At 62.5% G+C, this 24,060-nt stretch carries 24 protein-coding genes; 16 read left to right on the plus strand and 8 right to left on the minus strand.

The window, feature by feature from the left end; genetic code table 11:
• The first annotated feature begins 2 nt into the window (after positions 1–2).
• Positions 3–413, plus strand: a complete 411-nt coding sequence (locus ASB58_RS17380; RefSeq protein ID WP_118131755.1) for a thiol-disulfide oxidoreductase DCC family protein — start codon at positions 3–5, stop codon at positions 411–413.
• Complete coding sequence (locus tag ASB58_RS17385; protein ID WP_235827328.1) at positions 406–795, plus strand: DoxX-like family protein; 390 nt, start codon at positions 406–408, stop codon at positions 793–795. Before ASB58_RS17380 ends, ASB58_RS17385 begins: the two co-directional genes overlap by 8 nt.
• A gap of 2 nt (positions 796–797) precedes the next feature.
• Here ASB58_RS17385 and ASB58_RS17390 read toward each other — a convergent pair whose 3' ends face one another.
• Complete coding sequence (locus ASB58_RS17390) at positions 798–1,532, minus strand: SDR family oxidoreductase (RefSeq protein ID WP_118131757.1); 735 nt, start codon at positions 1,530–1,532, stop codon at positions 798–800.
• Between the two features lie 102 nt (positions 1,533–1,634).
• Here ASB58_RS17390 and ASB58_RS17395 point away from each other — a divergent pair, with 102 nt between their 5' ends.
• Positions 1,635–2,561 (plus strand): LysR family transcriptional regulator, encoded by a 927-nt coding sequence (locus ASB58_RS17395; RefSeq protein WP_118131758.1) that lies wholly within the window; start codon positions 1,635–1,637, stop codon positions 2,559–2,561.
• A gap of 60 nt (positions 2,562–2,621) precedes the next feature.
• Complete coding sequence (lepB, locus tag ASB58_RS17400) at positions 2,622–3,458, plus strand: signal peptidase I (RefSeq protein ID WP_118131759.1); 837 nt, start codon at positions 2,622–2,624, stop codon at positions 3,456–3,458.
• A 7-nt stretch (positions 3,459–3,465) separates the two neighbouring features.
• On the opposite strand, the gene ASB58_RS17405 is transcribed toward lepB, so the two are convergent.
• The 3 genes from ASB58_RS17405 to ASB58_RS17415 are packed head-to-tail and all read right to left on the minus strand — an operon-like array spanning position 3,466 to position 6,867.
• Complete coding sequence (locus ASB58_RS17405; protein ID WP_235827329.1) at positions 3,466–4,179, minus strand: dual specificity protein phosphatase family protein; 714 nt, start codon at positions 4,177–4,179, stop codon at positions 3,466–3,468.
• Positions 4,166–4,909, minus strand: a complete 744-nt coding sequence (locus tag ASB58_RS17410) for a phosphatase PAP2 family protein (RefSeq protein ID WP_181977965.1) — start codon at positions 4,907–4,909, stop codon at positions 4,166–4,168. Before ASB58_RS17410 ends, ASB58_RS17405 begins: the two co-directional genes overlap by 14 nt.
• Complete coding sequence (locus ASB58_RS17415) at positions 4,906–6,867, minus strand: LTA synthase family protein (RefSeq protein WP_118131760.1); 1,962 nt, start codon at positions 6,865–6,867, stop codon at positions 4,906–4,908. Before ASB58_RS17415 ends, ASB58_RS17410 begins: the two co-directional genes overlap by 4 nt.
• 114 nt (positions 6,868–6,981) lie before the next feature.
• On the opposite strand from ASB58_RS17415, the gene ASB58_RS17420 reads away from it, so the two are divergent.
• The 6 genes from ASB58_RS17420 to ASB58_RS17445 all read left to right on the plus strand — a co-directional run bounded on the left by ASB58_RS17420 (position 6,982) and on the right by ASB58_RS17445 (position 12,932).
• Positions 6,982–7,659, plus strand: coding sequence for a response regulator transcription factor (locus ASB58_RS17420; protein ID WP_088275809.1), 678 nt, complete (start codon positions 6,982–6,984; stop codon positions 7,657–7,659).
• Positions 7,656–8,918, plus strand: coding sequence for a sensor histidine kinase (locus ASB58_RS17425; RefSeq protein WP_096004881.1), 1,263 nt, complete (start codon positions 7,656–7,658; stop codon positions 8,916–8,918). Before ASB58_RS17420 ends, ASB58_RS17425 begins: the two co-directional genes overlap by 4 nt.
• 130 nt (positions 8,919–9,048) lie before the next feature.
• Positions 9,049–9,741 (plus strand): class I SAM-dependent methyltransferase, encoded by a 693-nt coding sequence (locus tag ASB58_RS17430; protein WP_118131761.1) that lies wholly within the window; start codon positions 9,049–9,051, stop codon positions 9,739–9,741.
• On the plus strand, positions 9,738–10,448 hold the full coding sequence (locus ASB58_RS17435) for a lipopolysaccharide kinase InaA family protein (RefSeq protein ID WP_118131762.1): 711 nt from the start codon (positions 9,738–9,740) through the stop codon (positions 10,446–10,448). The genes ASB58_RS17430 and ASB58_RS17435 overlap by 4 nt, the downstream gene beginning before the upstream one ends.
• A complete protein-coding gene (locus tag ASB58_RS17440; protein WP_096004878.1) occupies positions 10,438–10,842 on the plus strand; it encodes a diacylglycerol kinase in 405 nt (134 codons plus the stop codon). Before ASB58_RS17435 ends, ASB58_RS17440 begins: the two co-directional genes overlap by 11 nt.
• A gap of 26 nt (positions 10,843–10,868) precedes the next feature.
• Positions 10,869–12,932, plus strand: a complete 2,064-nt coding sequence (locus tag ASB58_RS17445) for an LTA synthase family protein (RefSeq protein WP_118131763.1) — start codon at positions 10,869–10,871, stop codon at positions 12,930–12,932.
• A gap of 40 nt (positions 12,933–12,972) precedes the next feature.
• Here the strand turns inward: ASB58_RS17445 and ASB58_RS17450 are convergent, their stop codons facing one another.
• Genes ASB58_RS17450 through ASB58_RS17460 form a run of 3 tightly spaced genes read right to left on the minus strand, consistent with a single transcriptional unit; the run spans position 12,973 to position 15,342 of the window.
• Complete coding sequence (locus ASB58_RS17450; protein ID WP_118131764.1) at positions 12,973–14,349, minus strand: TRAP transporter large permease; 1,377 nt, start codon at positions 14,347–14,349, stop codon at positions 12,973–12,975.
• Positions 14,349–14,909 (minus strand): TRAP transporter small permease subunit, encoded by a 561-nt coding sequence (locus ASB58_RS17455; RefSeq protein ID WP_118131765.1) that lies wholly within the window; start codon positions 14,907–14,909, stop codon positions 14,349–14,351. Before ASB58_RS17455 ends, ASB58_RS17450 begins: the two co-directional genes overlap by 1 nt.
• Before the next feature lie 40 nt (positions 14,910–14,949).
• The gene (locus ASB58_RS17460) at positions 14,950–15,342 is read right to left on the minus strand and encodes an acyl-CoA thioesterase (protein ID WP_083723866.1); all 393 of its coding nucleotides are present in this window, start codon (positions 15,340–15,342) and stop codon (positions 14,950–14,952) included.
• 234 nt (positions 15,343–15,576) lie between these two features.
• Between ASB58_RS17460 and ASB58_RS17465 the strand changes: the two genes are divergently transcribed.
• From ASB58_RS17465 to phoU, 5 genes are all read left to right on the plus strand, one after another.
• Complete coding sequence (locus tag ASB58_RS17465) at positions 15,577–16,545, plus strand: PstS family phosphate ABC transporter substrate-binding protein (protein ID WP_118131766.1); 969 nt, start codon at positions 15,577–15,579, stop codon at positions 16,543–16,545.
• A 114-nt stretch (positions 16,546–16,659) separates the two neighbouring features.
• Positions 16,660–18,936, plus strand: coding sequence for an ABC transporter permease subunit (locus tag ASB58_RS17470; RefSeq protein ID WP_118131767.1), 2,277 nt, complete (start codon positions 16,660–16,662; stop codon positions 18,934–18,936).
• A gap of 71 nt (positions 18,937–19,007) precedes the next feature.
• Positions 19,008–20,624 carry a phosphate ABC transporter permease PstA gene (gene pstA / locus ASB58_RS17475; protein WP_096004872.1) on the plus strand — a complete coding sequence of 539 codons (1,617 nt, stop codon included), beginning with the start codon at positions 19,008–19,010 and terminating at the stop codon, positions 20,622–20,624.
• A 27-nt stretch (positions 20,625–20,651) separates the two neighbouring features.
• A complete protein-coding gene (gene pstB / locus ASB58_RS17480) occupies positions 20,652–21,485 on the plus strand; it encodes a phosphate ABC transporter ATP-binding protein PstB (RefSeq protein WP_096004871.1) in 834 nt (277 codons plus the stop codon).
• 17 nt (positions 21,486–21,502) lie between these two features.
• Positions 21,503–22,240 carry a phosphate signaling complex protein PhoU gene (gene phoU, locus ASB58_RS17485; protein ID WP_118131768.1) on the plus strand — a complete coding sequence of 246 codons (738 nt, stop codon included), beginning with the start codon at positions 21,503–21,505 and terminating at the stop codon, positions 22,238–22,240.
• A 60-nt stretch (positions 22,241–22,300) separates the two neighbouring features.
• Here phoU and ASB58_RS17490 read toward each other — a convergent pair whose 3' ends face one another.
• Positions 22,301–22,600, minus strand: a complete 300-nt coding sequence (locus ASB58_RS17490) for a c-type cytochrome (protein ID WP_407920690.1) — start codon at positions 22,598–22,600, stop codon at positions 22,301–22,303.
• A gap of 280 nt (positions 22,601–22,880) precedes the next feature.
• Between ASB58_RS17490 and ASB58_RS17495 the strand changes: the two genes are divergently transcribed.
• The gene (locus tag ASB58_RS17495) at positions 22,881–24,035 is read left to right on the plus strand and encodes an iron-containing alcohol dehydrogenase (protein WP_118131769.1); all 1,155 of its coding nucleotides are present in this window, start codon (positions 22,881–22,883) and stop codon (positions 24,033–24,035) included.
• Positions 24,036–24,060 lie beyond the last annotated feature (25 nt).

Consider the following 24,060-nt stretch of genomic DNA (forward strand, 5'->3'; position numbering starts at 1 on the left):
TCATGACCGTGGTCGAGTCGCCGGTGATTCTGTTCGACGGGGTCTGCAAGCTCTGCAGCGCCTGGGCCAACTTCATCATCGCGCATGATGCCGAGCATCGCTTCCGGCTCTGCAGCGTGCAGTCGGCGGCTGGCCAGCGGCTGTTGGCGCAACACGGTTATCCGACCGATACCTTTGAAACCATGCTGGTGAGCGATGGGCAGCGCTGCTTTGAGAAAAGTGCGGCGTTCTTCTTCGTGATGAAGCGGCTTGGCTGGCCGTGGCGTGGACTGCTGGTGTTTCGACTGATTCCGCGGCCGCTGCGCGACTGGCTGTACGACCGTATCGCGCTGAATCGCTACCGGCTGTTTGGCCGCTACGAGCTGTGCCAGCTGCCGTCGGCTGATCACGCGGGGCGCTTTGTCGATGAGTAGGCAGGACGCGCTGACGATGGCGCGCTGGTGTCGCTGGATGCTGGCGTTGGTCTTTATCTACCACGGCCTGGTGCCCAAGCTGCTGTTTCTCAGCCCGGTTGAGGTGCAGATGGTCGAGGCGGCCGGGCTGGGCCTGGATGCGCGGGTGGTGTCGCCTCTGGCCGGCTTGGCAGAAGTGGTGTTGGGGCTGGTGATTCTGTTTGGTTGGCTTGGCCGCTGGCCGGTACTCGCCGCCGGGCTTGGACTGGTTGGGCTGCTCGCCTACGTCGCGGTGTTCACTCCGATGCTGCTGATCGAGGCGTTCAACCCGGTATCGACCAATCTGCCGGTCCTGCTGCTCTGCGTCCTGATCTTCCGTCTGGAGCAGAGCGCAGAGAGCTGAGCTCAGGCAAAACCGCCGTTGGCGCGCAGCACCTGACCGTTGACCCAGCCACCGTCCTGGCTGCAGAGAAAGGCCACGGTGTTGGCGATATCCTCCGGCTCGCCCAGGCGCTCCAGCGGATTCATCGCCGCCAGCTGGGCGATCTGCTCCGGCGTTTTCCCCTTGAAGAACAGCTCGGTCGCTACCGGCCCCGGGGCGACCGCGTTGGCGGTGATCTGGCGGCCGCGCAGCTCGTTGGCGAATACCCGAATAAGCCCCTCAACCCCGGCTTTGGCGGCGATGTAGGGCCCGTACCCGGGGAAATTGCGCGCCAGCACGCTGCTGGACAGCGCGACAAAGCGGCCGCCCTCGCTGAGCTGCTCACGGGCGTGGCCCATCAGCAGAAAGGTGCTGCGCAGGTTAACTGCCACACATTGATCGAAGGACTCAAGGTGCTCCAGAGCGATATTGGCCATCGGCAGAATGCCGGCGTTGTGCACGATGGCGGCGATCGGACCGGCGGCCTGAACGGCATCGCTGAACAGCTGCTGCAGTTGTTGCGGGTCGCTGACGTCGGCCTGCAGGGCAACGGCCTTGCCGCCGGCTGCTGTTATCTCGGTCACGGTATCCGCCGCAGCGGCGGCGTCACGTGCGTAGTTGACGATGAGGGTGAAGCCGTCGGCAGCCAGACGCTGGGCAATGGCGCGGCCGATGCCGCGGGATGCGCCGGTCACCAGCGCGGTGTTTGGCGTTGTCATGGTGGTGTCTCCCATTGAGTGGTGGCCTAGTATTGTTGTTGCGTGCATATGGATAAATGCCGCTAAACTGCCAAGAGAATTCAACCAGGAACAACAATTCCTATGGATCGTTTTGACAGCCTGCGGCTGTTCGTACGCATCGTTGAGCGGGGCAGCTTTACCCGGGCGGCGGCGGACCTGAGTATTCCTCGAGCGACCGCAACCCACGCGATCAAGGCGCTGGAAGAACGTTTGGGCGCGCGTTTGCTGGAGCGCACCACGCGCAAGGTGACGGCCACGCTGGATGGTCAGCAGTACTACCAGCGCTGCCAGCGGATTCTGGCCGAGCTGGAGGCCGCCGACGAGGATGTGGCCAGGCGTGCGCGTGAGCCCGAAGGCACGCTGCGGCTGGATTTGCACGGCTCCCATGCCTCGCGCATCGTGCTGCCACACATCGACAGCTTTCAGCGCCTGTACCCGCGGATTCATCTGGTGGTCGGCAGCGGCGACCGGCTGGTGGATCTGGTCGCCGAAGGCGTGGATTGTGTGGTTCGCAGCGGCATGCCTGAGGATTCGTCGCTGAGTGCCAGGCCGCTGGCGCTGATCCCCGAGGTCACCTGCGCCAGCCCGGACTATCTGCAGCGCTACGGCCGTCCGCAGCATCCGGATGAGCTGGCCGCGCACCTGGCAGTCGGCTTTTTTGCCCGTCATCAGGATCGCCGCTACCCCTTCGAGTTTCTGGTCGACGGCGTGGTGCGGCGGGTTGAGCTGGCCAGCCGTATCGATGTCAATGACGCAAACAGTTATGTCGCCTGTGCGCTGCGCGGCTGCGGGTTGATTCAGCTGCCGCGCTATCGTGTCGAGCGCGAGCTGGCCAATGGCGAGCTGGTCGAGGTGCTGGCTGGCTACCCGAGTCCGGGCTTGCCGGTGCACGCCCTGTATCCGCGCCATCGCCAGCCGTCGCGGCGGGTTCGGGTCTTTATCGACTGGGTCAGCGTTATCTACGCCGAGCGTTTCGGACCGCTGGACAGACATCAGCTGCAACCCTGAGCCGCCGCCGCGGTCCAACTCCGGATTGGGCCGTTGGGGCCCGCTTTCCAAGGAGTGGTTGTGCCGGCATCCTGGTCCCCCCGAATCTGGCTCAGCGTGGTGCTGGGCATCTTCCTGCAGCCCTTTGTCTTCCTGTACGTCAACCGGCCAGGGCTGTTCTGGCTGTACCTCGTCGCCAGCCTGGTGTGCGCCGGAGTGGATTGGTACTTCGGTTGGGCGCTGACGCTGTTATTCAGTGTGTTGTGCCCGCTGCATGCGGCGCTGATCGCGCGTCGCTATGATCCGACCCAACCTCGGCGCTGGTACTGTCGTGCCTGGGTGCCGGTCGGGTTTTACCTGCTGCTGATGGCGGTAATCCTGGGTACGCGCACCTACCTTTACGAGCCTTACTCGGTGCCGTCCGCCTCCATGCATCCCACCCTGCGCGAAGGTGACCTGTTTATCGCCCAGAAGTGGGGCTTCGCCCATCGCAGCCTGTTCGGCCTGCGCCTGCCGGGCAGTGGCCATGTGGATACCGCACGCCTGCGCCGTGGTCAGGTCTATGTGTTTTATCCACCGGGGCATGAGATGCTTTACGTCAAACGCCTGATGGCCCTGCCGGGCGACATTATCGCGCTGACCCCGGACGGGGTTGTGATCAACGGCCAGACCCTGGCGCGTACCGAGCTGGTATCCGCTGCGGGCCTGCATGTCTATCGTGAGGACAACGGCCCGCAAAGCTACCGTATCCAGCAGTTGGATGATGCGCCGCCCACCGAGGTCCGCACCTTCAAGGTGCCGGCCGGACATTACTTCTTTCTGGGCGATAACCGCGACAACTCCAATGACAGTCGCTACTTTGGCAGCGTGCCGGCTGACCAGATTGTCGGAGAGCTGGTCTGGCAGGGGCTCGAATGACGCAGCGTCAGCCCGCGTCCATGGCCATACGCTGATCAGGCAAAGGGTCGGCTCGTTGCCATAGCGCGCGCAGCTGACACAGTGCCATGGCGTTGGTGCTGCATGCGCCGCTGGCCACGGCGTCGCGTACCGCAGCTACATTCACGCGGTTGAGGTAGCCGACCGCATCGCTCATCAGCTCGCCGTCGCCAAAGCCGCCCTCGAGCATTTCCGCCATGGCCTGTTCGCGGCTCCAGCCATCAAACACGATGCGGTACATGGCGGCCATCAGGCCGGTGCGGTTCTGGCCGTGCTTGCAATGGATCAGCACCTTGCCGTGCTGTTGGCCGGCGCGAATCTCACGTAAAACTCGAATCACGTCGGTATCGGTTACCCGGTCGGCGTGCAGCGGTTCGTGGACGGCGGTCAGGTTGCTGCCGCTCAGCCAGTCGTCGTTGCGCTGGTAGAAATTGATAACGGTACTGATGCCCTGGGCCTGCAGTGTCGGCAAGTCTGCGCCATTCGGCAGTGCGCTGCGGTATAGGTTGGGCGCGATGCGGTAGAGCCGCAGTGCCGGGTCGACCGGAGTGGCCCAGTCGGCAGGGCGAGCCTGCCCCGCAGCGAGCGTGGCAGCGGGCATCTCGACCTGATCGCTGCGCAGCACGTCCGGGCGGGCCAGTGCAACGACAGTAAAGGCCAGCAGCGGCAGGCCGGTGGCCAGCATCAGATTACGCAGTTTCATGGCGCAGCTCCCCTAGTTGAGTAATTGTGTTTGGCTGTGGGGCCGGGCGGTACAGCAGCAGCCGGTAGCAGAGCAGCGCGATGCACCAGTCGAACAACAGGGTCCAGACGTTGTGCGAGAGGAAATGCGCGCCCTGCATGGTGCGCCCGAGTGACAACACGCTGCCGAGTGCCAGTGCGCCGATCAGGGTGCCGCGGGCGGCTCGCGGAAAGCGGTCACGCAGGGCAAAGAACAGTGCCAGCAGGGAGAACCCGGAGGAGGCATGACCGCCGGGCCAGCAGCGTCCGGCCTTGTTGCTGTCCGGGCGGGCCGACAGCAGCGGCGTGTGAATCTCCGTGCCGCCGTACTGCACCAGACTCCAGGGGCAGGGCACGTTGGTCAGCTGCTTGAGCGGCGTGACCAGACTGGTAGCCAAGGCCAGCGACAGCACCAGATAGCCCAGCTCCGGCCGCCAGCGCCGCAGCCGGGTCGGCAGCAGGCTGAGGAGAAAGCCAATGATCGCCAGCACGCCGATCAGGATGACGGCCTGCTTGACCCGGTCGTGCAGGATGTCCTCGAGGAAGAAGCTGTGGCGGCCGACGAAGCCGTCGCCCGGCACGTAGAACAGGCCGGAGAACCAGAAATCCAGCGCGCTGGTGTCAAACACCAGCATCAGCGCCATGACTGCTGCCGGAATCAGCAGCCAGCGACCGACCGGAAAGGGGCGCGTTGGGCGCGCGCTGCGGCTCATCGCTGGCTTACCTGACGGACAGGGTGGCTGCTGGAAGGTTGCCACGCCAATAGCTGGTGGCCGTAGTCGTAGCTGGCGCCCTCGTAGTAGGCGATGGCGCGACGGACCAGCGGATCAGTGGCCTGCGCCGCCTTTTCTACGCTCAGGTCCATGGCGTCGTCGTGCCGACGGATCAGGCCGCGCGGGCTGAGGATCGCCAGATCCTGACCGTCAAACAGGCCCAGATGCTGATAGTTACCGATCAGCGCCCGCCCCGGGCCGGTATCCGCGCGCAGCAGGTTGTGGCCGAAGAAGGTCGAGGTGTAATCCATGTTCAGCAGGCCCATCAGCGTCGGTGCCAGATCGATCTGGCTGGCCACGCGGCTGTCCTCGCGGGCGTCGATCAGGCCTGGGGCGTAGACGAACAGCGGGATGTGGTAGTTGTGCACCGGCAGGTCTTCCTTGCCGGCGCTGCCGGCGGTGTGGTCGGCAACGAACACGAAGACGGTGTCCTTGAACCAGGGTTTCTCACGCGCTTGCTCCAGAAACTGGCCAATGGCGTAGTCGGTGTATTTCACCGCACCTTCACGACCGGTGCCGGAGGGGATGTCGATGCGGCCTTCCGGGTAGCTGTAGGGGCGGTGGTTGGAGGTGGTCATCAACTGCAGCAGGAACGGCTTGCCAGCGGCTGCATCGGCGTCAGCCAGCTTCAGGGTCTGCTGGTACAAGTCTTCATCGCTCATGCCCCAGGCGTTGGTAAAGGTCACCTCTTCGTCGGGCACGCTGGCCTGGTCGACGACGCGGTAACCGTTGCCGGCGAAGAAGGCGTTCATGTTGTCGAAGTAACCTCGGCCGCCGTAAACGAACACACTGTCGTAGCCTTCGGCGCTGAGCTGCTGGCCGAGGCTGGCAAAGCCGGTTTCCCGGCCGATGCGCTTGACAATCGAGCGGCCGGGGGTCGGCGGGATCGACAGGGTGATGGCTTCCAGGCCGCGGGTGGTGCGGGTGCCGGTGGCGTAGAACTGGCTGAAGTAGAGGCTCTGCTTGCGCAGCGTATCGAGGTTAGGGGTCAGGTTGCGCGCATCGCCTTCGCTGCCCAGGTACTTGGCGCTCAGGCTTTCGATGGTGACCAGAATCAGGTTCAGCTTGCGCGGCTGGCCGGGGTTATCGATCTGCCGGCGAATGCCCATCGGTTCGCTGTCGACAAAGCGGGCGTTCGGCTCGCTGACTTCATCACGCAGGCTCTTGGCGGCGGTGGCCTCGGGCAGCTGCGGGTAGAACTGGGTGTAGTCCAGTTCGTTGTTCCGGAAGGCGGCAAAGAACTGGTACGGCCCGTTGCTGGCCAGCTCATGCTGGTAGGCGTTACCGCCCGGGCTGCGCGGGAAGTTCTGGCCAATGATGACAATGCTCAAGGCGGTCGTGGTCACGGCGCCAGCCAGGCTGACGCCACGCTGGGGCCAGCTCAGCAGCGGAGCGGCAGCGATGCGGCGCACCCGTGGTTGCAGCAGCGCGGTGGTGATCACGGCGATGACGGTCAGCGCTGCCAGCAGCGGATAGACCGGGTAGGACTCAAGGATGTTGTTGATCACCTCGTCGGAGTAGACCAGATAGTCGACGGCGATAAAGTTGAAACGCACGCCGAACTCATCCCAGAACAGCCATTCGGCCACGGCGGTAAACAGCATCAGGAACACGCCGATGGTCATTGCCACCTGCAGTACCCGCAGATGCCAGCGCTCTCGCCAGAGCCAGCCTGGGCACAGCAGCAGGTAAAGCGCCAGCGGTGCTAAAGCGTAGAGCAGAAAGCTGACATCGTAGATCACACCCTCGCCGTACAGGCGCAGCACGTCGCCCAGGCTGAGCTGGGCTTCGCTCAGATGGGTCAGCAGCAGGGTCGAGCGGGTAACGAAGAAAACACCGAGCCAGAGGGCTGCGAGCAGGCCAAGAAAGCGGGCTTGGACGGATTTGAGCAGGGGCATGTGACGGTCCGTAGTTGAAATCGACCGTCGCAGTGTGGTGATCTTGCTGTCGGCGCAGCGTCAACGCGCTGTGAAAATTTTGTCAAGCTGCGCTGTTTCCGGAGAGCCCCCTGCATGCGTATTCTGGTCATTGAGGATAACCGCGATATCCTCGCCAACGTGATGGACTACCTGCAGCTCAAGGGCTACACGGTGGACTGCGCCCAGGATGGGGTTTCGGGGCTGCATCTGGCGGTCAGCGAGCACTACGATCTGATTGTGCTGGATATCATGCTGCCGGGCATGGACGGCTATCAGCTGTGTCAGCGGCTGCGCGAGGACGCAGGCCGTGACACGCCGATTATCATGCTGACCGCGCGTGATGCGCTGGACGATCGGCTCAAGGGCCTGAAGGTTGGCGCCGATGATTACCTGCTCAAACCCTTTGCGCTATCCGAACTGGTAGCCCGTATTGAAGCCATCCTGCGCCGCAGCAGTGGTGGCGGACGCCACCGGCTTGAGGTTGGTGATCTGAGCTATGACCTGGACACCCTGCAGGTCAGCCGCGCGGGCAAAGCGCTCAAGCTCAACCCGGTCGGGCTCAAGCTGCTGGAAGTGCTGATGCGCAAGAGCCCGGCGGTGATTCGCCGTACTGTGCTGGAAGAGGCGCTCTGGGGCGACGAACTGCCCGACAGCGATAGCCTGCGCAGCCACATTCATCAGTTGCGGCAGATCGTCGACAAACCTTTTGAAACGCCGCTGATTCATACCGTGCACGGGGTTGGTTACAGCCTTTCGGAGCCGGCGCAATGATCCGTAAGCAGCCGCTGCGGCGGCGGATCGTAATTGCCTTCACGCTGATGACGCTGGCGGTCAGCGGGGTGTTTTCGCTGGGGATTGTCGGCATTGTGCATTTTGTCGAGGAGCATCTGGTCTCCCAGGAGATGGGGGAAGAGCTCGATAGCGTCCTGAAGCAGGACCTGGCGCACGGGCTGCCCCCTCGACTGGACGCCAAGACCCGCTTGTATGCCTCGCACATGCCGGGCTACGAGATCCCGGCAAGCCTGCGCGACATGGAGGAGGGGTTCAGCGAACTAGTTGACGACGACCATGCTGCTTACGTGTACGTGCGCCAGATGGGTCAGCAGCGTTTTGTGCTGGTGCAGGAGCAGGCTGAATTTGAAGCGCGCGAAAGTATCCTGTTCGCCGTGGTCTTTGCCGGATTTCTGCTCAGTGTGCTGCTCGGGGCGCTGCTTGGCTGGCTGATGGCGCAAAAGATTTTGGCGCCGATTATCCGCCTGGCAGGCCAGGTACAGCACCGCGACCAGCTGCTGCCACTGGCCCCGCCGCTGGCCTCGGACTACGCCGATGATGAGGTAGGTCACCTGGCCGAGGCGTTCGACGCGACCCTCAGCCAGTTGCGTCGTACGCTGGAGCGCGAGCGCCTGTTCACCGGCGATGTCAGCCACGAGCTGCGCACGCCGTTGATGATCATTGCCACCTCGACCGAGCTGCTTGAGGCCAGCAATCTGGGTGAGCGTGAGCGTAGACAGGTGGATCGCATTGCCCGCGCCGCAGAGGAAATGAACGAGCTGGTGGGCACTTTCATGTTGCTGGCACGTGCCAAGGATCAGGCAGTGCGTCTGACCGGTAGTTCACGGTTGCTGGATATCGCGCGCGAGCAGGCCGAACGCTGGCAGCGAGGTTTTGCTGACAAGGGGCTTTCTTTTGATCTGATTGTCGAGGCAGAGGACGCGGGAAACTACCATCCGGGGCTGCTGGCAACGGTGATGTCCAATCTGTTGCGCAATGCCTTGCACTACACCGAGCAAGGGCACGTGCGGCTGGTGTTGCAGCAGAGCGGATTTCGGGTGGAGGACACCGGTCCCGGCGTACCCTCTGAGCAGCAGAGCGAGATATTCGAGCCGTTTGTGCGGGGCAGCGAAGCGCGGGGCGAAGGGCTGGGGCTTGGCCTGTCGCTGGTCAAGCGTATCTGTGCCCATCAGGGCTGGTCGGTGACCATGCGTTCGCCGGCCTCTGGCGGCAGCTGCTTTGAGGTCAGTCTCGGCTGATGCCGGATGGAATAACCCCGATTGCAGAGCGATTAACCGCTGTTTTCACGAAATTTTGACATCCCTTTGACGGGGCCTTGATCCGCCGGTCAATACCCTGACAGCACTTATCACTGTCAGGGTCACCGTCATGTCCGAAGTCAAACCGATCGAACTCGCCTTCTCCGACAAGTACGACCGCGATCATTCCCAGCAGTATCTCGACAAGCATCAGGCCGGCCTCTCGCGTCGGCTCTCCAACTGGCGCGACATGCAGCTCGCGCGACGTGCGTTGAAAGACGCCGGTGAGCCGAACTTGGTGCTGGATCTGCCCTGCGGCGCCGGCCGCTTCTGGCCACTGCTGGCCGAAGCGCCAAACCGGGTGATTTTGGCGGCTGATAACTCTGCGGATATGATTCGCACTGCCGTCGCTGGCCAGCCAGCGGAGGCGGTGGCGCGGGTCAAGCCCTTCCAGACCTCGGCCTTTGACATCGACCTTGGCGACAACGCAGTCGACAGTATCTTCTGCATGCGCCTGATCCATCATGTGGCTGACCACGAGCACCGACTGGCGCTGCTGCGTGAGTGCGCCCGGGTTACCCGGGACACGCTGATCATTTCGCTGTGGGTCGATGGCAACTACAAATCCTGGAAGCGTGCCCGGCTGGAAGCACGCCGGGCGCAGAAGGGGCGCGCCGGCCAGAACCAGAACCGTTTTGTGGTTGCGCGTGATGTGATTGAAGCCGAGTTCCGCGAGGCCGGTTTCAGCGAAGTCAGCCATCACGATTTCCTGCCGGGCTATGCCATGTGGCGGGTGTACGTGTTGCGCAAGGTGAACGCATGAGCGCGGTCATCTCGGCCCAGGGCCGACTGTCGTCCTTCGGGCAAGCACGTTTTGAGCGCTGGTGGGATCTGGATGGCAAATGGGTTGAAGCGCCCAATCAGCGGCGCGGTGGCGAGAGCGGTGTAAAGCTGCTGCCGGCGCAGGGGCGCGGCCTGCCCCGTCTCTACAGCAAGCGTCAGGTGGGGCATCTCTACCGCAGCTGGTTGCATCCCTTTGGCCGCCCGACGGTGCTGCGTGAAGAGCTGGCGCTGCGTGCCTGCGAGGCGTTGGGTGTGCCGGTACCCAACCTGGTGTTCTGTGCCGCTCGTCAGCATCAGGGGCGCTGGCAGGGGCTGCTGGTGACTGAGGAGCTGAGTGGCTACGTCAGTCTCGGCCAGTGGTATCAGCTTGGTGCGACCACTGCTCAGCGCCACGCCGTGTTGCAGCAACTGGCGTGTGTGCTCAAGCGCTTGCATCGCGGGCGTCGGCAACATGGCTGTCTCTACGCCAAGCATATCTATGTCCGGGTTGAGGGCGAACAGGCCGAGGTTGCCTTGCTTGATCTGGAGAAAAGCCGTCGACGCCTGCTGCGCAGTCGGGCGGTACGCCATGACCTGGACCAGCTGAGCCGCCGCCGTGAAGGCATGCCGGAGAGCGACTGGCAGTACCTGCTGGCCTGTTATCACAGCCTGGCTGACGGCAACGGAGGCAGTCGTCATGCAGCATGAGTCGCTGGCGGGCGCGCAGGACGCGCTGAAGCTGAAAAGCCGGGGCGGTGTGGTGCGGGTCTTCAAGGCCGCTGGCTACTCGTTGGCCGGACTGCGCGCCGCCTTTATTTTCGAAGCTGCATTTCGCCAGTTGCTGGGGCTGGCAGTGGCATTGATTCCTCTGGCTTTCTGGCTACCTGTCAACCGGGTAGAGCGCGCGCTGATGGTCGGGGTGGTGTTGTTGGCGCTGATCGTCGAATTGATCAACTCCGCCATCGAGGCGGTGGTTGACCGTATTTCGCTGGAACTGCATCCGCTGTCCAAGCGCGCCAAGGATCTGGGCAGTGCCGCGCAAATGCTCGCGCTGCTGCTGATTACCAGCGTCTGGAGTCTGATTCTTTTCTCGCCCGCCTGAGCGGGCCTGTCTGTGGAACCTGTTTGATGATCCTGTCTACTGCCTCGGCCAGCCGGCCGGTGGTTGGCCTGCGTGGCCAACTGTTGTTCATCGTCGGTGCGCTGGCGGCACTGACCCTGATGCTGACGCTGTGGCGTGGCGCCCTGCTGGCCTGGAACTGGGAGCTGGCTGCCGAGGTAACCCGCGCTGATTTGCTGGAGGCATTTTTCAACGGTCTGCGCTTCGACCTGCGGGTCGTCGTCATCGTCGGCGCGCCGTTGATGCTCACCGTTCTCAGCGCGCGGCTGATGGCCATGCGCACGTTGCAGTGTCTGTGGCTGGCGCTGGCGACCGTGCTGCTGTGTCTGCTCGGCGCCACCGAGTTGAGTTTTTACCGCGAGTTTCATCAGCGCCTGAACACGCTGGTGTTCCAGTATCTGCAGGAAGATCCGGCGACCGTGCTGAGCATGCTCTGGTATGGCTTCCCGGTGGTGCGGCTGCTGCTCGGCCTGACTCTGGTCAGTTGGCTGATGTATCGCAGTTACCGCTGGCTGGATCGCCGCACCCGGCTGCCGGCGACCGCGGCGAACCGGCAGCACAGCCGGCTGGGAGCGCTGGCGGCACGGGTTTCGGTGCTGCTGCTGTTGCTGGTCAGCTCGACGGTACTGGCCCGTGGCACCCTGCGTCAGGGCCCACCGCTGCGCTGGGGGGACGCCTTCACCACCGAGTCGACCTTCGCCAATCAGCTCGGCCTGACCCCGGCGCTGACGCTTTATTCGGCCGCCAAGGCGCAGTTCTCTGATCACCGTAACAACGCCTGGCTCGGCCTGATGGATGACGCCAAGGCGACCGAGATCGCCCGTGACCTGCTGCTGACCGAGCATGACCAGTTGATCGACGCCGAACAGGCGCCGGTGCGCCGTGTGTCTGAACCCCCTGTCGATGGCGTGTTGCCGGTGCGCAACGTGGTGGTGGTGCTGATGGAGAGTTTTTCCGGTTACTACACCGGGGCGCTGGGTTCGCCGCTGGGGATTACCCCGGAGTTCGACAAGCTGAGCAAACAGGGCCTGCTGTTTACCCGTTACTTCTCCAACGGCACCCATACCCACCAGGGCATGTTCGCGACCATGGCCTGTTTCCCCAACCTGCCCGGCTTTGAGTACCTGATGCAGGAGCCGGAGGGTGGCCATGCGTTTTCCGGTCTGCCGCAGTTGCTGAGCAAGCGCGGCTTTGACGACCTGTATGTGTATAACGGTGATTTTGCCTGGGACAATCAGAAGGGCTTTTTCGGCAAGCAGGGCATGCGCCACTTCATCGGTCGCAACGAGTACGTCAACCCGGTGTTTTCCGACCCGACCTGGGGCGTATCCGATCAGGACATGTTTGACCGGGCGGTAACCGAGCTGAACGCGCTGGCTCATGACCGTCCGTTCTATGCACTGCTGCAGACCCTGTCCAATCACACGCCTTATGCCTTGCCGAGCCCGCTGCCGGTGCAGGCGGTCACTGGCCAGGGCGCCAATGATGAACACCTCACAGCCATGCGCTATTCGGACTGGGCGCTAGGCCGATTCTTCGATCAGGTGCGTAACCAACCCTGGTACAAGGACACCCTGTTTGTGGTGATCGGTGACCACGGCTTTGGCACCCCGCGGCAACTGACGGACCTTGATCTGCTGCGCTTCAACGTGCCCATGCTCCTGATCGCCCCGGGCATCACTGAGCGCTTTGGCGCGCGTAACGACACTGTCGGTACCCAGGTGGATGTGGTGCCGACCATCATGGGGCGGCTGGGGGGCGAGGTGCAGCACCAGTGCTGGGGCCGGGACCTGCTGGCGCTGCCGGCGGACGACCCCGGCTTCGGGATTATCAAGCCGTCCGGTGGCGGTCAGACCGTGGGTCTGCTGCGCGGCGATGAACTGGTGCTGCAGCCGCGTGGCGAGCAGCCCCGCGCGTATCGCTACCAGCTTGGGCCGGAGGCGGCTGTGACCGAAAAACCCGGGGTTTCGGCGGAGCTGCGAGACGCGCTGAAGGCATACGTGCAGACCGCAACCAGCGCGCTGCTGGACGACAAGGTGGGTGTAGACGTGGCGACCGGCAAGCGCGGTTGAGCGAGGCAGACGGCCGGGCGACGGCCCAGCCGTCTGGTTGTCACTGAGCCAATACGCTCGGCAGCCAGGTCACCAGCCCCGGCCAGCAGGCGGCAATCGCCAACATCAGTAACTGAATGACAATAAAGGGCAGCACGCCACGATAGATCGCCGACGTGGGGACCTGCGCGGGTGTGACGCTGCGCAGGTAGAACAGCGACAGGCCAAAGGGCGGCGTCAGGAAAGAGGTTTGCAGGTTGAGCGCGATCATCACGCCCAGCCAGACCGGATCGACGCCCATGCTCAGCAGCACCGGACCGACAATCGGCACCACCACGAAGGTGATTTCGATAAAGTCGAGAATAAAGCCAAGCAGGAAGATCGCCAGCATCACCACCAGCACGGCGGTAAAGGTGCCGCCGGGCAGCGAGTGGAACAGCTCATGAATCAGCTCGTCGCCACCAAAGCCGCGGAACACCAGCGAGAAGATGGACGCGCCCAGCAGAATCATGAACACCATGGCGCTGATTTCGGCGGTCGCCTGGGCCACCTCACGCAGTTTGCCGACACTCAGCTGGCGCTTGAACAGGGCCAGAATACCGGCGCCTAGTGCGCCGACGGCAGCGGCTTCGGTGGGCGTCGCAACGCCGCCCAGAATCGACCCGAGTACCGCCATGATCAGCAGTAGCGGCGGCAGCAGGCTGCGCAGCAACTGGCTCAGCGAGACGCTGCCTTGATCATCTGGACTCGGCGCAGGCAGCTTGTGTGGCTGGCGCCAGGCGACAAAGGCCAGATACAGCAGATAGAGCACCACCAGCAGCAGGCCGGGCAGCAGCGCTCCGACAAACAGGTCGCTGACGGTCACGGTCTTGGGCGAAAAGATGCCCAACTTTTGCTGCGCCTGCTGGTAGGCGTTGGCGAGCACATCACCGAGCAGGACCAGAATGATCGACGGCGGAATGATCTGCCCCAGCGTACCGGTCGCCGCCAGCGTGCCGGTCGCCAGTGACGGGTCATAGCCCCGGCGCAGCATGGTCGGCAGGGCCAGCAGGCCGAGGGTGACCACGGTGGCGCCAACGATCCCGGTACTGGCCGCCAGCAGCGCGCCGACGATGCAGACCGAAAACGCCAGGCCGCCGCGCAGCCCGCCGAACAGGCGGGCCATGGCATCGAGCAGGTCTTCGGCGATGCGGGATTTCTCCAGCATCACGCCCATGAACACGAACAGCGGCACCGCCATCAGCGTCTGGTTGGTCATGGTGCCGTACAGACGGCTGGGCAGGGCGCCGAGAAAGCTCGGTTCAAACAGATTGAACAGGATACCGATGCCGGCAAACAGCAGGGATACGCCGCCCAGGGTAAAGGCCACCGGGAAGCCCGCCATCAGGGCCAGACACAGGCACACAAACAGGACAATGGCCATGAATTCGCCGCCCATCACAGGTGCTCCTCATGGCTTGCCGGCAAATGCGTGCTCTGGATGCCACCCAGCACCGCCAGGGTCTTGAGCAACTGCGCCACGGCCTGCAGCAGCAGGCTGGCGACCAGCAACAGGATGAAACTCTTGTGCACATAGACCCACGGCAGGCCACCGGCGTCGGCAGAGCGCTCCTGACGCTGCCAGGACATGGCCACATAATCCCAGCAGTTCCACGCCAGAAACAGGCACATCGGCAACAGAAACAGCAGGCTGCCGAGCAGGTCGATCAGCGCCTTGCCGCGATTGCCCATGCGCCGGTAAAAGATATCCACGCGTACATGGGCGTCGCGTTGCAGTGCCCAGGCGGCTGCGCCGAGAAAGACCAGCGAGTGGGCGTAGAGGATGATTTCCTGGGTGGCGGTGGCGCCAATGCTGAAACCGTAGCGCAGCAGGACCACGGCGCAGGTCAGCAGCACCATCAACAGCGTCAGCCAGGCGACTGCGCGGCCGAGCAGGCTAGTGCCACGGTCGATGTGCCTGGCAAGGCCAAGCCCGGCGGAGAGAAAGCGTTGGGTCATGTAGCAGGTGTCCGTCAGGGGGTTGGGGATGCCAACCTGCTCAGGACGGAATCACCCGGGTACGACCGCGGTCATCAATGGCGACGAAGACAAAGGTAGCTTCGGTGACCTTGCGGCTTTCATCGTGGGCCAGGTCTTCGCTCCAGACTTCGACCAGGATCTTGATCGAGCTGCGGCCGATATCCAGCACCTCGCCGTGGAAGGCCAGCTGCGCACCCACCGGAACCGGCACCATGAAGCCCATGCGGTCGATGGCGACCGTGGCGACGCGGCCACGGGCAATGCGTGCTGCGATGCTGGTGCCGGCGGCGTCCATCTGTGCCACCAGCCACCCCCCATAGATGTCGCCAAAGCTGTTGCAGTCGCGTGGCAGAGCGGTGATTTTGAGAGCCAGTTCACCCTGCGGCACGGGATCGGTATCTAAATCGTGCATTGGTAGACTCGGTAATGGTCTATTGTATTTGTTGTGCCGTGCCCCGGCGCGAGCCCGTTACGCGGCAAGCCGCCTATGGTAAGGGATTGCCGCCTGCCTCTCAATCATTGTCTGGCAGCGTTCTGCTGCAAATTCTGCGCTTCACACAATTGTCATAATTCGTGAATAGAGTTGTCACAACCCGCTCTGATACTGAGTCGCGTGTTGCAAACACTACCTCAACAGGAGAATGACATGAAACTCAAGCGCTTGTTCGCTGCCGTTACCTTCGCTGCTACCGGCCTGGTCGCCGGCACCAGCTTCGCCGCCGTTGACCCGGCGCTGGAAGACTACCAGCGCGTTGGTGGCGTATCCGGCAATCTGTCCAGCGTTGGTTCCGATACTCTGGCCAACATGATGACCCTGTGGGCCGAAGAATTTAAGCGTATGTACCCCAACGTCAACGTGCAGATCCAGGCTGCTGGTTCTTCCACTGCGCCGCCGGCACTGACTGAAGGTACGTCGAACCTGGCTCCGATGAGCCGCATGATGAAAGACAGCGAAATCCAGGCTTTCGAAGAGCGCTATGGCTACAAGCCGACCGCTATTCCGGTTGCCATCGATGCCCTGGCTGTCTTCGCACACAAAGACAACCCGATCGAAGGCCTGACCATGGCTCAGGTTGACGGCATCTTCTCTGCTACCCGTCTGTGCGGCGGCGAAGATCTGGACACTTGGGGCAAGCTGGGTCTGACCGGCGCCTGGGCTGACCGTGACATTCAGCTGTACGGCCGTAACTCGGTTTCCGGCACCTACGGTTACTTCAAAGAAAACGCACTGTGCAAAGGTGACTTCCGCAGCGGCGTGAACGAGCAGCCCGGTTCTGCCTCTGTTGTTCAGTCTGTCAGCCAGTCGCTGAACGCCGTTGGTTACTCCGGTCTGGGTTACAAGACCTCCAGCGTTCGCGCTGTTCCGCTGGCAGCTGAGGAAGGCCAACCCTTCATCGAAGCCAACGAAGAGAACGCCATCGCCGGTACCTACCCACTGTCGCGCTTCCTCTACGTTTACGTGAACAAGGCGCCGAATGGCGAGCTGGCTCCGCTGGAGCGCGAGTTCGTCAAGATGATGCTGTCCAAGCAAGGCCAGGAAGTGGTCTTCAAGGACGGTTATGTGCCGATGCCCAAGCGTGCCGTGGACAACGTCCATCAGGAACTGGGCTTCTAAGCAGCAGCTTTTCGGCACGGATGCCAGAAAAAGGGGTGTGTCGACGACACGCCCCTTTTTTGCCGTCACCTGGCTGTAACCAATCCGTCATATTGACCCTGTAGGGTGTGCGCCATGACTACTCAATCCCCACCCAAGAACTCTCGCCTGGACTTCAATACGCCAGCGATGCAACGCCACCGTGCAGCGCGTCATTTCAAGGACCATCTCACCCGCTGGTATGTTGCGGTGGGTGGTCTGGGCGTCATTGTGGCCGTTCTGTTGATCTTCCTTTACCTGCTGTACGAAGTGCTGCCGCTGTTTGGTGGTGCCGAGATTGAAGAGCAGGAGCGCTACAGCGCCAGCTGGGTGCAAGCCAACGACCCGCCGTTGATGCTGGCGATGGAGGAGCAGGGTGAGGTAGCTATCCGCGTGGCCCGCAGTGGTCAGGTGAGTTTCTTCAAGGCGCAGGACGGGCAACCGGTTCTGCAGCAGCAATTGCCGATTCCGGCTGGCGTGGAAGTGACCAGCTTCAGCGTCGAAACCCCCAATTCCCGTCGCTTTGTCGTCGGCCTGAGCAATGGCCAGGTGCTGATTGCCCAGCACAACTACAAGGTGACCTATCCCGATGATGTGCGCCTGATTACCCCGAGCCTGGCCTTTCCCTATGGCGATGCGCCGATCACCCTGGATGAGCAGGGCCGCGCGCTGAGCCAGGTGGCCATGAGCAGCGACAGCGATGGTCTGGTGCTGGCTGCCAGCGTCGGCCGTGAGCTGGTGGGCACCACGGTAAGCGTGACCCGCAACCTGATGACCGGTGCGGAAACCCGCAACGAGCGCGCGCTGACGCTGGAAGCGGCGAGCGGCGACGTACGCCAGATTCTGATCGACCCGCTGCGGCAGTGGATGTATGTGGTCAATGGCGAGCAGTATGTTGACGTGCTGGCGCTGCGTAAGGGCGGCGAGCTGAATGGCCGCTACCGCGTGCTGGAAGGCACCGGCAAGTCGGTGACCTCGGCCAGTCTCATGCTGGGCGGCATCTCGCTGATTATCGGCGACAGCAGTGGTGGCCTGGCGCAGTGGTTTATGGTGCGTGGCAATGGCAACCCGCAACTGACCCGGGTGCGCGGCTTTGACCAGCAGGAGGGCAACGCCATTGCCCTGATCCAGCCGGAAGAGCGCCGCAAGGTATTCCTCAGCCTGGATGCCGAGGGGCAACTGGGCGTTTACAACTCCACCGCACACAATAACCTGCTGGTCGAACCGCTTGGCGGTGAGCAGGTACAAGCCTTTGCCATCGGTCCGCGTGCCGACCACCTGCTGGTCGAGCATGACGATGGCCAGCTGAGCTACTGGGACGTGCACAACGAACACCCGGAAGTATCCTGGAGTTCTCTGTGGGGCAAGGTCTGGTACGAGAGCTACCCCGAGCCTGATTACGTCTGGCAGTCCACCTCGGCGACCTCCGAGTTCGAGCCCAAGCTGAGCCTGGCGCCGCTGACCTTCGGTACGCTGAAGGCCGCGTTCTACGCGATGCTGCTGGCGACCCCGATTGCCATCGCTGCAGCGGTCTATACCGCGTACTTCATGGCGCCGGCGATGCGCCGCAAGGTCAAGCCGGTGATCGAACTGATGGAAGCGCTGCCGACCGTGATTCTGGGCTTTCTGGCCGGTCTCTGGCTGGCGCCGCTGCTGGAAGACAACCTGCCGGGCATCGTTTCGCTGCTGATTCTCACGCCGATTGTCTTCATCCTGTTTGCCTACCTGTGGAGTCTGGCGCCACCCAAGCTGCGCCAGCGCGTGCCCGACGGCTGGGAGGCGGCGCTGCTGATCCCGGTGCTGATCGTGCTGGGCTGGTTCTGCTTCACCATGAGTGTGTATATCGAGGCCTGGTTCTTCGGTGGTGACATGCGCGTGTTCCTGACCCGCGACATGGGCATCAACTTTGACCAGCGCAACTCGCTGGTCGTGGGTCTGGCCATGGGCTTTGCGGTGATTCCGACCATCTTCTCGATTGCCGAAGATGCGGTCTTCAGCGTGCCGCGCCACCTGACTCAAGGCTCGCTGGCGCTGGGCGCCTCGCCCTGGCAGACCCTTAGCCGCGTGGTCATCCTGACCGCCAGCCCGGGCATCTTCTCAGCGGTGATGATCGGGATGGGTCGCGCCGTGGGTGAAACCATGATCGTACTGATGGCCACCGGCAACACGCCGATCATGGACTGGAACATCTTCGAGGGTATGCGCACGCTGTCGGCCAACATCGCGGTAGAGATGCCGGAGTCCGAAGTGGGTAGTACCCATTACCGATTGCTGTTCCTCGCTGCGCTGGTGCTGCTGAGCTTCACCTTCCTGATGAACACGGCCGCAGAACTGATTCGTCAGCGTCTGCGCAAGAAATACGCGTCACTCTAAGCAGGGGAATCGAGACAGTGAAACAAGGTAACTTCACAACCTGGTTCAAATCCGGCGCCCCCTGGATCTGGATGAACGGCGGCGCGGTCGCGATTGCGGTGATCATGACGCTCGGTCTGCTGGCGATGATCGCGGTGCGTGGTCTGAGCCACTTCTGGCCAGCCGATGTGGTCGAAGCCGAGTACACCATCCCGGGTCAGCCCGCCATCACGCTGATCGGCGAGGTAACTACCCGTGAGCAGGTGCCAACCGAGCGTCTGCACAGTGCCGGCCTGCCGGTGGACCCGGAGAAGACCGAGTTCATGGAGCGCGAATTGCTCAAGGTGGGCAACCGTGACCTGAATGGTGCCGATTTCCGCTGGATTGTCGCCGATTGGCTGACAGACGAGCGCTATCCCGAAGACATCGTGGTGGTTGAGCGGCGTGAGTGGGGCAACTTCTACGGCTACGTCCAGCAGGTCAAACAGGACGGCAAGGTGATCGCCGAAGGTGATCAGGCATGGCAAGCGCTGCAGCCGGCGGTGGACCGTGCGCTGGAGATCTACAGCGATATCCACGCGCTGGAAACCGGTGCCATTGGCAAAATCAACTCCCAGCTGGAGCGCATCCGTCTGCGCGAGCGTGGTCTGGAACTGGACAACGCTCTGACCCCGGAGCTGCAGGCTGAGCTGGACGCCGAGCGCAAGGTGCAGCATGACCTGTACGCCGAGCTGGAAACGCAACTGGTGGGCCTGTACCGCGAGTTCAACCGCGACAGCGTGCATCTGCGCTCGATGGATGGTCGTGAGGTTGACGTCAGCCTGGGCAAGATCGTGCGCGTGTTCCGACCCAATGCCATGGGCGTGGGCGCGAAGATCGGCCACTACTTCAGCAAATTGTGGGAGTTTGTCAGCGACGAGCCGCGTGAAGCCAACACCGAGGGTGGTGTGTTCCCGGCGATCTTCGGCACCGTGATGATGGTGCTGCTGATGTCGATCATCGTTACCCCGTTCGGTGTACTGGCTGCGGTTTATCTGCGTGAATACGCCAAGCAGGGGGTGGTGACTCGCACCATTCGCATCGCGGTGAACAACCTCGCCGGTGTCCCCTCAATCGTTTACGGCGTGTTTGGTCTGGGCTTTTTCATCTATCTGCTTGGTGGCAGCATCGACCAGCTGTTCTTCCCGGAGGCGCTACCGTCGCCGACCCTGGGCACGGGCGGTATGCTCTGGGCGTCGCTGACCCTGGCGCTGCTGACCGTGCCGGTGGTGATCGTGGCCACCGAAGAAGGCCTGACCCGGATTCCGCGCTCGCTGCGGGAAGGCTCGCTGGCGTTAGGTGCGACCAAGTCGGAAACCCTGTGGAAGGTGATTCTGCCCATGTCCAGTCCGGCCATGATGACCGGCCTGATTCTCGCCGTGGCTCGCGCCGCCGGTGAGGTGGCGCCGCTGATGCTGGTGGGGGTGGTCAAGCTGGCACCGACCCTGCCGGTCAACGGCAACTACCCTTATCTGCACCTGGACCAGAAGTTCATGCACCTGGGCTTCCACATCTATGACGTCGGCTTCCAGAGCCCCAACGTCGAAGCGGCTCGTCCGCTGGTGTACGCCACCGCGCTGTTGCTGGTGGGTGTTATCGCTGCGCTGAACTTTGCAGCGGTCTCTATCCGCAACCATCTGCGCGAAAAGTACAAGGCACTGGAAAACTGATAACCCTCTCTATGCGGACGCACGACTATGTCTAATACGACCAAGACCCATGCAATGGATATGAGCGCCCTGGGCCGCTCTCAGCAGGAGCTGAACATGGACAAGGAGTCCATCGCGCTGGAAGTGCCTGGCCTCTCGCTGTTCTACGATACCAAGCAGGCGCTGCACGACGTCAGCATCAAGATTCCGCGCAACCGCGTGACCGCGTTTATCGGCCCCAGCGGCTGCGGCAAGTCCACCCTGCTGCGCTGCTTCAACCGGATGAACGATCTGGTCGACAGCTGCCGCGTGGACGGCCAGATTCTGCTCGACGGCAAGGACATCTACGGCAAGGACGTCAACGTGACCGAGCTGCGTCGCCGCGTTGGCATGGTGTTTCAGAAACCCAACCCCTTCCCCAAATCGATCTACGAAAACGTCGCCTACGGTCTGCGCATTCAGGGCGTAAACAACAAGCGCACGCTGGATGAAGTGGTCGAATGGGCGCTCAAGGGCGCGGCCCTGTGGGACGAGGTCAAGGACCGTCTGAACGAGTCGGCCCTGGGCATGTCCGGTGGTCAGCAGCAGCGTCTGTGTATCGCCCGCACCATCGCGGTCGAGCCGGAAGTGCTGCTGCTCGACGAGCCGGCCTCGGCGCTGGACCCGATCTCCACGCTGAAGATCGAAGAGCTGATCAACGAGCTGAAAACCAAGTTCACCATCGTCATCGTGACCCACAACATGCAGCAGGCAGCCCGCGTGTCGGACTACACTGCCTTTATGTACATGGGTGAACTGATCGAATTTGGTGACACCAACACGCTGTTTACCAACCCGTCGAAGAAACAGACGGAAGACTACATCACCGGCCGTTACGGTTAACCCGGGAGCGCTGCGCCATGCCCTCAGATAAAGAATTGTTCAATCAGCACATTTCCCAGCAGTTCAACGACGAACTCGAGGAAATTCGCACCCAGTTGCTGGAGATGGGCGGTCTGGTCGAGAAACAGATCAATGACGCCATCGTTGCCCTGATCGAGGGCGATGCCAAGCTGGCGCAGCAGGTGCGCGAGAAGGATAACGCCATCAACCAGATGGAGCTGGACATCGACCAGGAATGTCTGCGCATCCTGGCGCGGCGTCAGCCGGCGGCCAGCGATCTGCGCCTGGTGGTCAGCATCAGCAAGATCATTGTCGATCTGGAACGCATCGGCGACGAAGCCTCGAAGATCGCCAAGCGTGCCCGCGATCTGGCCGAGGACGGTCAGGCGCCGCGTGGCTATGTCGAGTGCCGCCATATTGGCCACCACGTGCGTCGCATGGTGCAGGAGGCGCTGGATGCCTTTGCGCGCATGGACACCGAGCAGGCCTTCTCGGTTGCTCGCGAAGACAAGGCGGTGGACCAGGAGTACAAGACCGCCATGCGTGAAATGGTCACCTTTATGATGGAAGACCCGCGCTCCATCGGCCGGGTGCTCAACATCCTCTGGGTGCTGCGTTCACTGGAGCGGGTCGGTGACCATGCGCGCAACGTGGCCGAGCACGTCATCTACCTGGTCAAGGGTACCGATGTGCGTCACATCGGCCTCAAACGTATGGAAGCCGAAGTCAAAAAAGAAGGCAATGCCGACGAGTGAGTCGGGCATCAGCCAACAAAAAACCCGCCAATCGGCGGGTTTTTTGTTGGAGTTTTGTTATTACTGGCTGAGCACCCACTCGGCCAGAATACGGGCTTCTTCGTCGGTTACCTGGTTGGCCGGCATCGGAATCGGCCCCCAAATGCCGGACACGCCGTTCTTGATGTGGCCGGCGACGGTTTCCACCGCACCGTCCTGCCCGGCATACTTGGCAGCCACGTCCTTGTAGGACGGGCCGACGACCTTGGTATCGATCTGATGGCAGGCCACGCAGGCCTTGGTCTTGTACAGGGTCTCGCCGTCTGTGGCGAACAGGGAGCCAGAGCTGAGCAGCGCGGCAGCGCTGAGGGCAGTGATCATAAAGCGTTTCATCGGTGTTCCTCACGGGCCATGGTTGCAGGTGGTCCTGCTTGTGTCGTTGTGAAGGTGCTGTTGCTTTCATCAAGATGGACCGGCCATGGTGCTTTGACAAGTGCCTATTTGTCGCAGAGTGTCAGCACAAAAGTCGTAACTTTGAGTACATTGCGGGACATAATTTCATTTTGTATCTTGTGTCTGCCCGCAACCGAAGATTCACACAAGAATGCGGGCCGCGACGCGCACCTGCACCCACAATAAACCTGAGAGATTCGGAGATAGCATGGAGATCAAGTCCTACAGCATGAACTGGCACTACCCTACCGGCATACGCGTAGGGGCCGGTCGTATCAGTGAGCTGCCCAAGGCCTGCCGGCAGTTGGGCATGACGTCTCCGTTGCTGGTCACCGACCCAGGGCTGGCCGCGTTGCCGATGGTTGAGGCGGCGCTGCAACTATGCCGTGATGCGGGCCTGCAGGTTGGCCTGTTCAGCGGCGTGAAGGGTAACCCCACCGGCGGCAACGTAACGGACGGTGTCGCCGCGCTGAAAGCGGGCCAGCACGATGGTGTGATTGCCTTTGGCGGCGGCTCGGCGATTGATGCGGCCAAGGCCATCGCGTTGGTCGCGCATCAGGAATGCACGCTGTGGGACGCTGGCCCCGGTACTGTCGACGCCAGCAAGATGCTGCCGGTGGTGGCGGTGCCCACCACTGCCGGTACCGGCTCCGAAGTAGGCCAGGCGGTGGTCATCACCGACGATGAAAGCCACGTCAAACGCGTCATTTTCCACCAGAAGATGGTCCCCGCCATCGTCATCCTGGACCCGGAGCTGACTGTCGGCCTGCCGGCCAAGCTGACCGCTGCGACCGGTATGGATGCGCTGGCACACAACGTTGAGGCGTTCTGTGCCCCGGTTTACCACCCGATGGCTGAGGGTATCGCGCTGGAAGGCATGCGCCTGGTCAAGGATTTCCTGCCACGCGCCACCAAGCAGGGTGATGATATCGACGCCCGTCTGCAGATGCAGGTGGCCTCCAGCATGGGTGCGGTAGCCTTCCAGCGTGGTCTGGGCGGTATCCACGCGGTATCCCATAGTCTGGGCGCCGTTTACGATGCGCACCACGGTCTGCTGAACGCGATTGTCATGCCTTACATGCTGCAAGCCAACCGTCCGGTGATCGAAGACGAAATGGCGCGTGCCGCTCGCTACCTCGACCTGCCGAAGCAGAACTTCGATGGCATGCTGGACTGGATTCTGGATCTGCGCGCTGAACTGGGTATTCCGCATACCCTGGCCGAGATCAATATCGATGACGCCCAGGCCGAGACCATCGGTGCCATGTCGGCCAAGGACGTGGCCGGCAAGACCAACCCGCAGCGTTATGACGCCGCCCAGTATCAGGCGATCTTCCTCAAGGCGCTGCGCGGCGAGCTGTGATGGCTCCGCGCTGAGTTGATTGGTC

This window comes from Pseudomonas abyssi (assembly GCF_003444685.1).
Lineage (GTDB): Bacteria > Pseudomonadota > Gammaproteobacteria > Pseudomonadales > Pseudomonadaceae > Halopseudomonas > Halopseudomonas abyssi.